Here is a 13,129-nt window from a genome sequence, read left to right as displayed (position 1 = left end):
GTAGTGCGTCCTGCTGTTCGGTGGTCGGTGGTCGGTGATCGGTGATCGGTGATCGGTGATCGGTGTGAGGATGGAGGCGTGAGCAATTCCCCCAGCACCAGCGGATCCCTCAGTGCCATCGAAGCGGCACGGCGCTTCGTCGCGGCATTGATCTCCGGAGGGGTGCGCGACGTCGTCGTCGCCCCCGGTTCTCGGAGCGCTCCGCTCGCCTACGCGCTCGCGGAAGCGGGCAACGCACTCCGGCTGCACGTGCGTATCGACGAGCGTGTGGCGGGATTCACGGCTCTCGGTCTTGCACTGGGGGCGCAGCGTCCAGTGGCAGTGATGACGACGTCGGGCACGGCCGTGGGAGAACTCATGCCTGCCGTCATGGAGGCGAACCACGCGGCGGTTCCGCTCCTCGTGCTGTCCGCCGACCGGCCGGAGGAGCTGCGGGGAACCGGGGCCAACCAGACGACGGTGCAGCCCGGCTTGTTCGGGATCCATGTCCGGTTCTCGGCCGATGTTCCCGCGGGAACTGACCCTGTGCCCTCCGTGGTCCAGGCGCTGGCGAGAGCCGGCGGCAGCGCAGGGTCGGCAGGTCCCGTGCACCTCAACCTTGCGTTCCGTGATCCGCTGGTGCCGGGACCGGCCGATGCGCTGCCTCCGGCGGGTTCGCCGGAGCCAGTAGCAGGACTTGCAACGGGACTTGCGATAGGACACGAGCCGGAATCAGTCGGTGTCGGCGCGACCGATGGTACGACCGCTGGGGGGCATGCATCGGCCGACACCCTGGAACCCACCGCGATTGCCGCCCTCGCGCCGCCCGGGGGCAGGGCCGGAACATCCGCCCCTGCCACTGCCCCTACCCCTGCCACTGCCTTGAGTCCTCGCGAGCTACCGGAGGGCGCAACCACGGTGGTGGTCGCCGGGCACGGCGCCGGTGAGCTGGCCGCCGTCTTCGCCGCCCACCTTCGGCTCCCGCTGTTCGCCGAGCCGTCCTCCAACGCACGCTTCGGCAGCAGCGCCATCGCGCCGTACCGGCTGCTGCTCGAGCATGCCGCCGGCTCCATCACGAAGGTGGTCGTCTTCGGGCGTCCCACCCTGTCGCGCCCGGTGGCAGCCCTGCTGGCCCGCCACGACGTCGAGCAGGCACTGTATCTTCCCGCACCGGTCGCGTGGTTCGAGGAGGGCAGGCGGCACGAGCGCATCATCGACAACCTGCCGGAACTGCTTCGATTTGCCGGCCGCGGCGCCAACAGCTGGCTGGACTCCTGGCGGAAGAACGGGGCGGCAGCGGAGGCGGCAATCCAGAACCTGCTGGCGGGGGAGACGGCACTCAACGGGTTGCACGTCGCTGACGCCGTGTGGGAGAACACCGACGGCAACCTGGTGATCGGGTCCTCGAATCCCATCCGCGACCTCGACCTGGTGGCACCGACGGACTGGCATCCGCTCGACGTTTTCGCGAACCGCGGCCTTGCCGGGATCGATGGCACAATTTCCACTGCCACGGGAGTGGCGCTGGCCCGCGGCATCCCCACCCGGTTGCTGGTGGGGGACCTGACATTCCTCCACGACGTCGGAGGCCTGCTGATCGGGGCTGGAGAACCACAGCCGGACCTGCAGATCGTGGTGCTCAATGACGGCGGCGGCGGCATTTTCGGCCTGCTGGAGCACGGAGCCGAGACGACGACGGCGCGGTACGGAGCCGCCGTCGAGCGTCTGTTCGGTACGCCCCAGACGGTGGACCTCGCGGCCGTCGCTGCCGCCTACGGGCTCCGCTATGAGCGCGTTCCGTCCCTTGAAGGCCTTGACGCAGCAATGGAGCGGCCCATCGAGGGCCGCTCCATCGTCGAGATCCGCTCCGGCCGCAGTAGCCTCCGGGACCTGCACGCCCGGATCCGGCAGGCTGTTGCCGGCGCGGTGGACCTTCCCTAGAGCACCTTCGAGAGGAAACCCTTGGTGCGTTCGTGCTGCGGGTTTCCCAGGACGTCCTCGGGCTTGCCCTGCTCCACCACCACTCCGCCGTCCATGAACACCACGCGGTCGCCCACCTCGCGGGCGAAGCCCATCTCATGGGTGACCACCATCATGGTCATACCCTCACGGGCAAGCTGCTTCATGACCTCGAGGACATCGCCCACGAGTTCGGGATCGAGCGCGCTGGTCGGCTCGTCGAACAGCATCATGTCCGGGTCCATCGACAACGCGCGGGCTATCGCGACGCGCTGCTGCTGACCTCCCGAGAGCTGCGCAGGGAAGGCATCGGCCTTCTCCGCCAGGCCGACCTTGGCGAGGTTGCGCCGGGCCACCTCCTCTGCTTCCTTCTTGCCGCGGCCTTTGGCGCGGCGCTGCGCGAGGGTGAGGTTCTGCAGCACGTTGAGATGCGGGAAGAGGTTGAACTGCTGGAAGACCATGCCGATCCGCGTGCGCACCTTGTCGAGGTCCGTCTCGCCGTCGGTGATGTCCATGCCCTCCACGATGATGGTTCCCGTAGTGGGTTCCTCGAGCCGGTTCACGCAGCGCAGGAGCGTGGATTTGCCGGAGCCGGACGGGCCGATCACGCACACCACCTCGCCCTGGTCCACGTGGAAGTCGATGCCCTTGAGGACCTCGTTGGTACCGAAGCTCTTGCACAGTTGGCGTACCTCGATGGCGGGTACGCCCGCAGGGGGTGCTGCCGAGGCAGCAGCTGTTGAACCAGCCACCGCTATCACCGGCCTCTCTTGTTGTGTCGTTCGAGCTTGGCCACGAGCTGCGTGAGCGGCAGCGTGATGACGAGGTACATCAGCGCGGCGAGGACCAGCGGCGTCGCGTTCGCCTGGCTCGTCAGTGAGTCCCTGGCGAAGGTGGTCAGCTCGCGGTCGCCCAGGGCCATTCCCGCGATGAACAGGAGTGAGGTGTCCTTGATAAGGATCACGAGCTCGTTGGTCAGCGGGGGAGTGATGATCCGGAAGGCCTGGGGGAGGACCACGGAAACCATAGTCCACGCCGGATTCATGCCCAGCGATCGTGCTGCTTCGACCTGGCCCTTGGGCACTGCCTCGATGCCCGCACGGATGGTCTCCGCGATGTAGGCCGAGGACACGATGATCAGCGCGATCAGGCCGGCACCGGCACTGCCGCCGGGAGGCCGCCACTGGAACGCGATGGGTACGGCGAAGGCGAAGGCGAAAATGACCAGCAGCGCTGGGAGACCGCGGAACAGTTCGATGTACGCGGTGGCGAGCCAGCGGTAGGGGAGTACCGGGGAAAGCTTCATCAGGGCGAAGATCAGGCCGAGGAGGAGCCCTCCCGCGAAGGCGATCGCCGTGTAGAGGATGGTGTTCTTCGCGGCGATCGTGATGATCTCGGGGAAGGCGGCAGCGGCCACCTCGATGTCGAAGAAATTGGTGCGGATTGCCTGCCAGTCGGCCGCGACGATGATCGCGAGGACGAGGGCGGCGAACACCGCGTAGAGCGCGCCCTGGATGAGGCGTCTGCGTGTTGAGCGTTTCACGCTGGGGTTTACCTTCCTTCAGGAGGTTGCAGCTCCCGCGGCCGCCGGCGCGGTGTTCTTCGCGCCGGCGGCCGCGGGGCTTGAGCTGTTGGTTACTCCGTGAAGTAGGTGTCGTAGATTTCCTGGTACTTGCCGCTGTCGCGGATCGCGGTCAGCTGCTCGTTGACTGCTGCAACCAGCTCTTCGCTGCCCTCCTTGGCCATGGCGAAGCCGTACTGCTCATCGGTCTCGTATTCCTCCGCGATGGTGAAGGCACCGTCCTCGGTGTGTCCGAGGTTGACCGGCAGGTCCTGGAGGAGGGCATCGACGTTGCCTGCCTGCACGGCCGCGTACATCTCGGCATCGCTCGGGAAGGCAACCACCTCGGTGTCGGCGGGTACGTTCTCACGTGTGTAGGTTTCACCGGTGGTGCCCTGCTGGACTCCTACCGACATGCCCGCGAGGTCCTCGAGGCTTGCTACGTCGGAGCCCTCGGGAACCAGCAGCGACTGCAGCGAGTCGTAGTACGGCTCCGAGAAGGCGAGGTTCGCTTCACGCTCGGGGGTGATGGTCATGGCACTCGCGCCGATGTCACACTGTCCGGCGGCGATCGTCGCGCCGCTCTGGAGGCCATCGAATCCGACATCCTGGACCGAGAGTTCGAGGTCCATGCCGGTGGCGATCTCCCTCATGAGGTCGATATCGAAGCCGGTGTACTCGCCGTTCTCCTCGAACTCGAAGGGAGGGTAGGGGATGTCGGAGCAGACGGTGAGGTTGCCCTCGGACACGAGGTTCAGTCCGCCTTCCGCGGCGGGCTCATCGGAGCCGCCACAGGCGGTCAGTGCCAGCGTTCCGGTGGCCAGCGCGGCCAGCAGTGCATTCTTCTTCAAAATCATGGGATACCTCGATTGGACGGGAAAGCGGACGGAGAGGGGGACTCCAGGGAGCCGGATCGATTCTACTGCGATTTGAGATGTGCATCACAGGCTACAGGCATTGCCTATTGGTAACCAACCCAGGGCGGGTCAGCCGGCCAGACCGAGGGCCTGGATCATGGGGCGGAACTTGCTCCAGGTCTCGGCCAGCTCCGCTTCAGGCTGTGATCCCTCAACGATTCCGCAGCCTGCGTACAGGCGTATTCGGGTGGGGCTTTCCACGACTGCTCCGCGCAGGGCAATGCCCCACTCGCCGTTGCCCTCGGCATCCATCCATCCCACCGGGCCCGCATAGGGTCCGCGCTCGAGGTGCTCGAGCTCCCGGATCAGGGCGCCCGCCACCGTCGTCGGGGTGCCGCACACTGCTGCGGTCGGATGGAGGGCATCGACCAGCGCCAGCGACGTCGGTACCTGCCCTTCGCCGTCGACGGTCAGCTGTGCAGTCACATCCGAGGCGAGGTGCCAGACGTTGGGCAGCTGGAGGACGAACGGCTCGCTGTGCGAGGTCATGGAGCTGGTGAAGGGCTCGAGCTGCCGAGTGAGGGAGTCGATCGCGATCGAGTGTTCGTGCAGCTGCTTGTCGGAGCCGGCCAGAACGCGCTGCGGGTAGTCCGGGTCGCCGGCGGGCGCGTTCGCCCGGTCGAGAGTGCCGGCCAGCACGCGGGCCCGGGCTGTGCTGTTCTCGACCTTGATCAGCATCTCGGGGGTGGAACCGATGAGCCCGTCCACCGAGTAGGTCCAGCAGTCCTCGTACCGCACGGCCAGCTCACGGAGCACCTGGGCCGTGGCGATGGGAGCGCCGAGTTCGGCGACGACGTCACGGGCGAGAACCAGTTTGCTCAGCTCCCCGGCCTGGACATGCCGGACACCCTCGGCCACCGCCACCATGTACTCACCCTCACTGAGGATCCCCGGGGCCAGACGGTCCCCGGGGTGGGGTGCGCGTTCGGGGGCGACGTCGTCGAGGTATGCCGCGAGCACCGCTTCCGCTGCTTCGGGGGTCACCTCCGCTTTGGCGTCGCTGGTGATGTAGGTCAGCCAGCTGGAGCCGTCGGAGCAGCCCACCACGATTTCCGGAACGATCAGCCGGGACTCGTACGCCGATGTCTTCGAGAACGCGAAGGAGCCGAAGGCGATGAGCCCCGTGCCCGACTGCCGGAGTGGATTGACGACGTCGGCAGTTGCCAGCTGACCGCGCCACCAGCTCTGTGCCTCGGCGAAACGGCCCGGCCCGGCGCCGGTGAACCGCGCGGTCTCCCCATAGGCGACGAGGCCGCCGCCCCGCCGTATCCAGGTGTGGACATCGTTGCGTACTACGTAGTCGAGCAGCCCGGTATTCGGTTCAATGGGTCCCCTCGAAAGGGTGATGCTTCGAAGTCCGCCGGTGCGCACGCGGTCGGGCGCGGGTGCTGTCAGGGACGGATTGCTCATGGTGCCTCAAGCCTACTCCGGTGAGGGAGGAGCCCGATCCGGCGTCGGGGGGCCCGGTGTGCGAGCCTTCCGCAGCGGTCGGGCGGCGGGCATTTGTTTGAGACAATGGGCAGGTGAAACGTGCATCACTGGAGAAGCGGCCCGACGAAGTAGCAGCCATGTTCGACGACGTCGCACCGAAGTACGACATCGTCAACGATGTCCTGTCCGTGGGCCAGGCGCACCGCTGGCGTCGGATCGTCGTCGATGCGGTGGATGCCCGGCCGGGACAGCGCGTCCTCGATCTCGCCGCCGGCACGGGCACCTCGAGCGAACCGTATGCTGACGCGGGGATCGACGTCGTCGCGTGCGATTTCTCCCTGGGGATGCTCACCGTGGGGAAGCGTCGGCGGCCGGACATCAACTTCGTGGCCGGCGATGCGACGAACCTACCCTTTGCCGACGATTCCTTCGACGCGAGCACCATCTCCTTCGGGCTGCGCAACGTCAACGAGCCGCACAGGGCCCTCGCGGAAATGCTGCGTGTGACGAAGCCCGGGGGAACCCTGGTGATCGCCGAGTTCTCGCAGCCCACCGTTGCGCTGTGGCGCACCCTGTACACCGAGTACCTGATGCGTGCCCTGCCGGCGATCGCCACGAAGGTCAGTTCCAACCCGGCGGCCTACGTCTATCTCGCCGAATCGATCCGCGCCTGGCCCAACCAGGACGAGCTCGCGACGGAAATCTCCGGAAGCGGCTGGGCCGATGTGGCGTACCGCAACCTCAACGGCGGCATCGTGGCCGTGCACCGGGCCGTCAAGCCGGGCGCGGCACCGCGTGCCGCCAGGCCGACGGTGGCCAGCGGCTCGGCGCGGCTGCGCCGACGCAGCACGCGGGCGGCAAACTGAATGTCGGTCCTCATCATCGGCGCGGGCCCCGCGGGCTCGACCGCTGCCTTCTACTTGGCCAGCGCCGGCATCGAGGTGACAGTCCTTGAAAAGACGCACTTCCCGCGCGAGAAGGTGTGTGGAGACGGACTCACCCCCCGCGCCGTCCGCGAAATCCAGCTTCTGGGGCTGCCCCACGATGAAAGCGACGGCTGGCGCCGCAACAAGGGCCTCCGCCTCAAGGCCGGCACCCGGACGGTCGAGGTTCCGTGGCCCGAGCTCAGCGACTTCCCGGACTACGGGCTCGTGCGCACCCGCCTCGGGTTCGATGAAGCCCTTGCACGTCACGCCCAGCAGGCAGGCGCAGTCATCCTCGAGGGGCATTCCGTTTCCGCTGCGGTGCGCAACGACGCCGGCCGCGTGACGGGTGTGTCGGTGAACCTGCTGGATGCCGACGGGCGGAAGACCGGTGAATCGCGCACCTTCAGCGCCGACGTCGTGCTGGCCGCCGACGGCAATTCCACCCGGACCGCGGTGAGCCTCGGGATGGCCAAGCGGGACGACCGCCCCCTCGGAGTCGCCGTGCGCACCTACTTCACCAGCCCCCGGCACGACGACGACTGGATGGAGGGCTGGCTCGAGCTCCCGGATGCCACCGGGCGTCCGCTGCCCGGCTACGGCTGGGTATTCGGGGTGGGCGATGGCACCTCCAACGTGGGCCTCGGCATCCTGAATTCCTCCGCGAAGTTCGGCAAGCTCGACTACAAGCAGGTGCTGCGCGACTGGACCGCCGGCATGCCCGCCGACTGGGGATTCACGCCCGAGAACCAGGTGGGCGAGATCCGCGGTGCGGCGCTGCCCATGGGCTTCAACCGGACACCGCACTACAGCCCTGGGCTCCTGCTGCTCGGTGACGCAGGCGGAATGGTGTCCCCCTTCAACGGCGAGGGCATCTCCTATGCGATGGAGTCGGCCCGCTACGCCGCCGAGTTCATCGAGCGGTCGCAACGGGTGCGCTCCCCGCTCGGGCGGGACCAGGTGCTTTCGGGGTATGCGCCCTACATCCGTGCGCAGTGGGGAAGCCACTTCACCCTGGGCAGCATCTTCGCCCACCTCATCGGAAAGCCGGCCATCCTGTCGCTGGCGCTGCGCACCGGAATGCCGGTTCCCGTCCTGATGCGCTTCGTCGTGCGGATGCTGGCGAACCTCACCGATACCGGTGGGCGCGGCTTCGAGGACCGCGTCATCCATCTGCTCGAGGCGCTGGTTCCGCCCACCACCAACCAGCCCTCCGTCACGGCTGCTCTCCGTGCGCAATCTGCCGCGCCACGTGGTTAGTCTTATACGGTGACGAAATCCTTTCCCTCCAGCTGGACCGGCGTGGGTGCCGACAGTGCGCTGGACACCGCCGGAGGGCTCGACGATTCCTCGAGCCTGCCACCCGGGTTCGCGCTGATCGCCGAAGATCCCGAACTCGGTCCGGCCGTGGCTTCCTGCCTCACCGAGGTCGAGAAGCAGCTGCGTGGGGCGATCTCGAACTCCGACCCACTGGCCGATGCCACGAGCCGTCACCTGGTCGAAGCCGGGGGCAAGCGGATCCGCCCGCTGTTGACCATCCTTGCTTCCCACCTCGGCAACCCGACCCGCCCGGAGGTGGTGCAGGCCGCCGTCGTCGTCGAGCTGACCCACCTCGCCACGCTCTACCACGACGACGTCATGGACTCCGCTCCCTACCGCCGCGGCGCACCGACGGCCCACGAGGTGTGGGGCAACTCCGTGGCGATCCTGACGGGCGACCTCATCTTTGCGCGTGCGTCCATTCTCGTGTCCGAGCTCGGCGGGGAAGCGCTGGGCATTCAGGCGCGCACGTTCGAACGGCTGTGCCTGGGGCAGCTGCACGAGACCGTGGGACCGGGCGAGGACGAGGATGCCCTCGAGCACTATCTCTCGGTGATCGCCGACAAGACCGGCTCTCTGGTGGCGGCATCGGGCCAGCTCGGGGCGTTGTTCGCCGACACGCCGCGCGAGGTCATCGACGTGATGGTGGCCTATGGCGAGAAGGTGGGGGTAGCGTTCCAGCTCGCCGACGACGTCATCGACGTCACCGGCCTCAAGGTGAAGTCCGGCAAGGCGCCGGGAACCGATCTGCGCGAGGCCGTGCCCACCCTGCCGGTCATCCTCCTGCGGCGGGCCGCGGCCGCCGGTGATGCCTCGGCGGCCGAGGTGATCGCCCTGGTCGACGCCGACCTCACGTCCGATGCCGCATTGGAGAAGGCCGTGTCCGCCGTGCGCTCGCACCCCCAGACGCAGGAAGCGTGGGCCTTCGCGCAGCGCTGGGCCGACGACGCCGTCGCGGCCCTGGATCCGTTACCGGACAGCGTGGTGAAGCGGGCGCTCGCCAGCTTCGCGCAGGCAGTGGTCAGCCGGGAAGTCTAGTCCTCCGGCGCTGGCTTCCTGGCGCTGGCTTGATGTGGTGGGCGCATGACAATTGCCGCCTTTGCGGGCCGGTGGCCGCTTTTGACGGCGTGTCCCCCTCCGACACGCATTGAAGCCGGGCATTGACGTGAAATGTCGTGCGGCGAATTGCGCACATAGCGGCGGCGCCGACCCCACGGTCCCGCCGGGTGCTGTTCGCTGTCCCCATGGAAGTCGTGCGCGTGCTGCGCAGCATGGGATCGGTCGCCCGGACGCAGGACCTCCTGGGGAGGGGAGTCGGGGCGAGGGCGTTGGCCCGGGCCGTCGCGGACGGGAGCATCCTTCGGCTGCGTCCTGGTGTTTTGGGCCTGCCAGATGCACCAGAGGACTTCAGCGCTGCAGTGGTCGCGGGCGGGCTTCTCACCTGCATTTCCGCTGCTGCACACTATGGGTTGTGGACTCTCGAGGAACCGGCGGCGGTACATTTGAGCCGCATCAATGTCGGAGCCGGGAACGCAGTCAACCATCGAGGCCGCAGCGTTCCGACCCATCCGGTGCTCCCGATGGTGGGTTTGGTGGACGTGTTGGTGCACACGCTGCAGTGCCGCCCGCAGTGGGAGTCGATCCCGATGGTCGAGTCTGCGCTGAGAAGAGGAGACACAATCCCGCAGTTCGTGAGGGACCGCCTGCCGGGAAACCGCAACGGTCGGGCGCGGACGGCACTCGACCGGGCCGGGACGAGCGCCGATTCGGCCATCGAGGTGGTCGCCCGGCTGCTGCTCGAGGACGCGGGCTGGCAGGTGGAACCGCAGGTGTACCTTCCCGGCGTGGGGCGGGTGGACTTCCTCGTCGAGGGATTTCTCGTGATCGAGATCGACGGTGCCGCCTTCCACTCCGACCGCAGGGCCCTCCGACGGGACCGGAAGCGCAACAACTCCACGGTCATCAGCGGCTACCTGGTGCTGCGCTTCTGCTACGAGGACGTGATGTTCTTCCCCGATGAGCTCCTGGCGCAGGTCGCCCAGGTACTCGGCGGGCGCCCGGTGCGGTGAGGCTGCACGGGTTCTGCCGTCATTGCGGGGGAAAGGCCGCGCAGGCGCGGCGTGTCTCCCCGCGACATGCCGTCGACGGCGGCAATGGCGGCACATGTGGTGCGGCGTGTCTCCCCGCGACGCGCGCTGAGCCCGCTGAAAGGTGGGCAGGACCAGACGCCGGACCTAAAGGAACTCCTTCAGCTCCAGCGCCTTCCGCGCCCGGATCTCCGGATCCACGACGGGGCGCTTCGGCGTGAAGTAGAAGCCGTCGTCGTGCCAGCGCGGCAGGACGTGCTGGTGATAATGCCAGACGTGCTGGCTGCCTGCGGGCTCGTTATGCTGTCGGGTCGACACCCCGTCGGGCTCCCACGCACGCTTGATCGCCACGGCGACATCGCGAGTGACCGTCATGACGCGGGCAGCAACGTCGTCGGGCAGTTCGTAGAGCAGTTCGACATGGCTGCGCGGTATGACGAGCACGTGCCCCGGGTTGGGCTCGAAGCCGTGGGAGGCGATGAAGGCGAGGACGAGCTCATCCGCATACACGACGTCGCCCGGGCGGCAGAGGTTCCGTGGATTGGCGAAGTTGCCGCGGGCAAGGTCGCAGAAGGGGCACTGATACCCCTCGGGGGCGTGGTGGAAGAATCCGCTCACTCAGTTCTCCTCCGTGTCCTCGAACACCCACTCGAACAGGTCGAGGACGTACTCGCTGAACGTGCCGTCCTCGGACTTCCATTCTCCGCGCGCGTTGTTGCGGCGCCACACGATCGGGTCCGGGACGGAGAGCTGGTCCGCTTTCATGCCCCAGGTGTAAAGTTCTTCCTCGTCCTCGAGGAAGAGGAGGAAGCCGTCCTCGATCTCCAGCTCGTCGGGATCCCAGAAAAAGTGGAAGGCCTCCATGATGTCTTCCGTCGCGCCGACGGCAAGGTAGAACTCGCGCAGCGCGAGGGGCAGCTCGAAGTCCTTGCCCTGCATCATCTCCTCGAGTTCTGCCGGAGAGAGTCCGTCCTCCTCAACCCACTCGTCCTCGAAATAGGAGGGAACCAGGGCTCGAAATTTGTCCAGAAACAGTTCAGTCACGGTTACTCCAGGTGGGGGGTGGGGATGCCTCAATCGTAACCGGCCGCGGTCAGGCGCTCTTACCTTTCCGGGTGCGCCGCGGCGTCCACGCGCGTGCCGCCAGGGGTGCATGCCAGCCGTACCGCCAGGCCAGGACACGCAGCGAGAAGACCATGGATGCCGCGGCCGTTCCGGACAGGAGGTTGAACCAGCCGTGGGCCACCAGTACGGTGACGACGACGCCACCGAGCATCGCGGGCAGCGCGTAGATGTCGCGTGGATCGAACAGCTGCGGAACCTCGTTGGCGACGACGTCGCGCAGCAGACCGCCGCCCACCGCCGTGGTGACGCCCAGCAGCACTGCAGCAACGGGATTCAGTCCGAAGGTGAGGGCCTTGAGCGTGCCGGTGATGCAGAAGAGGGCAAGGCCTGCGGCGTCGAAGATCACCAGGACCCGCCGACCACGCTCCACCCGCGAGAAGACGAAGTAGACGAGCACAGTGGCGAGCAGGGGCGGCAGGAGGTAGGTGGGATCGTTGAACGCAGCGGGAGGGGTGTCGATGATGACGTCGCGCGCCACGCCGCCTCCGAGGCCCGCAAGTGAGGCAAGGAGCAGCGAACCCACGAGGTCGAATCCCTTGCGGACGGCCAGCAGAGAACCGGACACAGCGAAGAAGAACACCCCGAGGAGATCGAGGATCAGGGCTATCTGGGCTGCGGTATCCATGAAGTCCTTACCTGGGAAGGGCGGCCGCCGGCGGAGCATTCCGGGCGCGGGCCGGTAGCGCGAAGAGGCTTTGTGCAACGTCCAGCATGACAGAGAGCTCCTCGGCGGCGGACGGCGGGAGGGGCCGCAGCTCGGTCCGGATGGCGGCCATTCGCATGACTGGAGGTGCCGCGTCTGCGAGGGGGAAGAGTGCCCACCCGCTAGGCTGGCCGAATGATCGAGCGCATCCGGCGGAGCCTGCAGCGATATTCGCCGGGCGATCCCCGCACCGAGGGTTCCCTGTCCGTGCGGGTGGCCTCACGTCTCATCGCGCTGACCCCGACGAAGGACCGCCACCGGACCACCGACTGGGTCGAGGGCACCTATCCGGGGCGGCAGTATCCGGAAGCGGCGGCGATGCCGCGGTCCCTGACGACGCTCCACAGCATCCAGGAACGCCTCGTGGACGGGGTCCGGACCATCACTGTCCGTCCGCGCAAGGGGGCAACGCGCCTGCACATCATCTACACGCATGGCGGCGTCTACATCAATGAACTGAGCCGTCCGCACTGGTGGATCGTCGCAGAGCTGATCCGGCGTACCGGCGCCACCGTCACCGTCCCGCTGTACCGGCTCGCTCCCGAGAGCACCTACCGCGAGGTCTTCCCTTACCTCACCTCGGTGTACCGGGAGGTGCTGCTGACGAGCGACGCCGACGACGTCGTGCTCGCGGGAGATTCCGCCGGGGGCGGACTGGCCATTGCGCAGTGCTGGGCGTTCACTGGCGCGGGACTGCCCATGCCGTCGAGGATCATCGCTTTCTCGCCGTGGCTGGACGTCACCGGCACCAATCCGGATGTGCCGCGCTACGAGAAGATCGACCCCATGCTGTCCGTTCCCGGAGCGGTACGGGCCGGGTCCTGGTGGGCCGGCGGTGATGATCCGCGCACGCCGCTCGTGAGCCCGGCCTGCGCTCCGGCCGACATGCTCGGCAGCCTCCCGCCCATCCGGATCTACCAGGGCACCCGCGATGTGTGCATGCCGGACGCCGTGGTGTTCCGCGATCGCGCGCTGGAAGCGGGCGCCGACGTCGTCCTGCGGGAGTATCCCGGCGCGTTCCACGTTTTCCCGGGCCTCCCCTGGCTCCCCGAATCACGCGCGGCGTATGCCGACCTGGCCGACTGGCTGGGGCGGCCCGCCCTGCCGTAGCCTGCCGAACCGTT

General features: G+C 67.6%; 13 protein-coding genes. 6 read left to right on the top strand and 7 right to left on the bottom strand.

Translation table 11 applies throughout. The features are described from left to right. Positions 1–78 precede the first annotated feature (78 nt). Positions 79–1,920 (top strand): 2-succinyl-5-enolpyruvyl-6-hydroxy-3-cyclohexene-1-carboxylic-acid synthase, encoded by a 1,842-nt coding sequence (gene menD, locus IWX75_RS14555; RefSeq protein WP_196822976.1) that lies wholly within the window; start codon positions 79–81, stop codon positions 1,918–1,920. Here menD and IWX75_RS14550 read toward each other — a convergent pair. The 4 genes from IWX75_RS14550 to IWX75_RS14535 all read right to left on the bottom strand — a co-directional run bounded on the left by IWX75_RS14550 (position 1,917) and on the right by IWX75_RS14535 (position 5,826). Next, complete coding sequence (locus IWX75_RS14550; protein ID WP_334684369.1) at positions 1,917–2,690, bottom strand: amino acid ABC transporter ATP-binding protein; 774 nt, start codon at positions 2,688–2,690, stop codon at positions 1,917–1,919. The genes menD and IWX75_RS14550 overlap by 4 nt on opposite strands. Before the next feature lie 5 nt (positions 2,691–2,695). Next, positions 2,696–3,481: an amino acid ABC transporter permease gene (locus IWX75_RS14545; RefSeq protein WP_196822975.1), complete on the bottom strand. Its 786-nt coding sequence runs from the start codon at positions 3,479–3,481 to the stop codon at positions 2,696–2,698. A gap of 92 nt (positions 3,482–3,573) precedes the next feature. Then, on the bottom strand, positions 3,574–4,356 hold the full coding sequence (locus tag IWX75_RS14540; protein ID WP_196822974.1) for a transporter substrate-binding domain-containing protein: 783 nt from the start codon (positions 4,354–4,356) through the stop codon (positions 3,574–3,576). Positions 4,357–4,485: 129 nt separating this feature from the next. Continuing rightward, on the bottom strand, positions 4,486–5,826 hold the full coding sequence (locus tag IWX75_RS14535) for an isochorismate synthase (RefSeq protein WP_196822973.1): 1,341 nt from the start codon (positions 5,824–5,826) through the stop codon (positions 4,486–4,488). Between the two features lie 113 nt (positions 5,827–5,939). Here IWX75_RS14535 and IWX75_RS14530 point away from each other — a divergent pair, with 113 nt between their 5' ends. From IWX75_RS14530 to IWX75_RS14515, 4 genes are all read left to right on the top strand, one after another. Beyond that, on the top strand, positions 5,940–6,713 hold the full coding sequence (locus IWX75_RS14530; protein ID WP_196822972.1) for a demethylmenaquinone methyltransferase: 774 nt from the start codon (positions 5,940–5,942) through the stop codon (positions 6,711–6,713). Continuing rightward, positions 6,714–8,030: a geranylgeranyl reductase family protein gene (locus tag IWX75_RS14525; RefSeq protein WP_196822971.1), complete on the top strand. Its 1,317-nt coding sequence runs from the start codon at positions 6,714–6,716 to the stop codon at positions 8,028–8,030. It abuts the gene before it with no gap. 42 nt (positions 8,031–8,072) lie between these two features. After that, a complete protein-coding gene (locus tag IWX75_RS14520; protein WP_442858991.1) occupies positions 8,073–9,128 on the top strand; it encodes a polyprenyl synthetase family protein in 1,056 nt (351 codons plus the stop codon). 206 nt (positions 9,129–9,334) lie between these two features. After that, the gene (locus tag IWX75_RS14515) at positions 9,335–10,159 is read left to right on the top strand and encodes a type IV toxin-antitoxin system AbiEi family antitoxin domain-containing protein (RefSeq protein WP_196822969.1); all 825 of its coding nucleotides are present in this window, start codon (positions 9,335–9,337) and stop codon (positions 10,157–10,159) included. 165 nt (positions 10,160–10,324) lie between these two features. Here IWX75_RS14515 and IWX75_RS14510 read toward each other — a convergent pair whose 3' ends face one another. Genes IWX75_RS14510 through IWX75_RS14500 form a run of 3 tightly spaced genes read right to left on the bottom strand, consistent with a single transcriptional unit; the run spans position 10,325 to position 11,927 of the window. Further along, a complete protein-coding gene (locus IWX75_RS14510; protein ID WP_196822968.1) occupies positions 10,325–10,795 on the bottom strand; it encodes an HIT family protein in 471 nt (156 codons plus the stop codon). After that, on the bottom strand, positions 10,796–11,221 hold the full coding sequence (locus tag IWX75_RS14505) for a hypothetical protein (protein WP_196822967.1): 426 nt from the start codon (positions 11,219–11,221) through the stop codon (positions 10,796–10,798). A gap of 49 nt (positions 11,222–11,270) precedes the next feature. Further along, the gene (locus IWX75_RS14500) at positions 11,271–11,927 is read right to left on the bottom strand and encodes a trimeric intracellular cation channel family protein (RefSeq protein WP_196822966.1); all 657 of its coding nucleotides are present in this window, start codon (positions 11,925–11,927) and stop codon (positions 11,271–11,273) included. Between the two features lie 213 nt (positions 11,928–12,140). Here IWX75_RS14500 and IWX75_RS14495 point away from each other — a divergent pair, with 213 nt between their 5' ends. Beyond that, a complete protein-coding gene (locus tag IWX75_RS14495) occupies positions 12,141–13,115 on the top strand; it encodes an alpha/beta hydrolase (protein WP_196822965.1) in 975 nt (324 codons plus the stop codon). The last annotated feature ends 14 nt before the right edge of the window (positions 13,116–13,129 follow it).

The organism is Arthrobacter sp. CAN_A6 (genome assembly GCF_015751715.1).
Classification (GTDB): Bacteria; Actinomycetota; Actinomycetes; order Actinomycetales; family Micrococcaceae; genus Arthrobacter_D.
This window is presented reverse-complemented; position numbering and strand designations above follow the sequence as displayed.

Excerpts from the sequence above, each read along its gene's own strand:
- IWX75_RS14540 (WP_196822974.1), bottom strand. The coding sequence starts at position 4,356 with ATGATTTTGAAGAAGAATGCACTGCTGGCCGCGCTGGCCACCGGAACG.
- IWX75_RS14535 (WP_196822973.1), bottom strand. The coding sequence starts at position 5,826 with ATGAGCAATCCGTCCCTGACAGCACCCGCGCCCGACCGCGTGCGCACC.
- IWX75_RS14525 (WP_196822971.1), top strand. The coding sequence starts at position 6,714 with ATGTCGGTCCTCATCATCGGCGCGGGCCCCGCGGGCTCGACCGCTGCC.
- IWX75_RS14515 (WP_196822969.1), top strand. The coding sequence starts at position 9,335 with ATGGAAGTCGTGCGCGTGCTGCGCAGCATGGGATCGGTCGCCCGGACG.
- IWX75_RS14500 (WP_196822966.1), bottom strand. The coding sequence starts at position 11,927 with ATGGATACCGCAGCCCAGATAGCCCTGATCCTCGATCTCCTCGGGGTG.
- IWX75_RS14495 (WP_196822965.1), top strand. The coding sequence starts at position 12,141 with ATGATCGAGCGCATCCGGCGGAGCCTGCAGCGATATTCGCCGGGCGAT.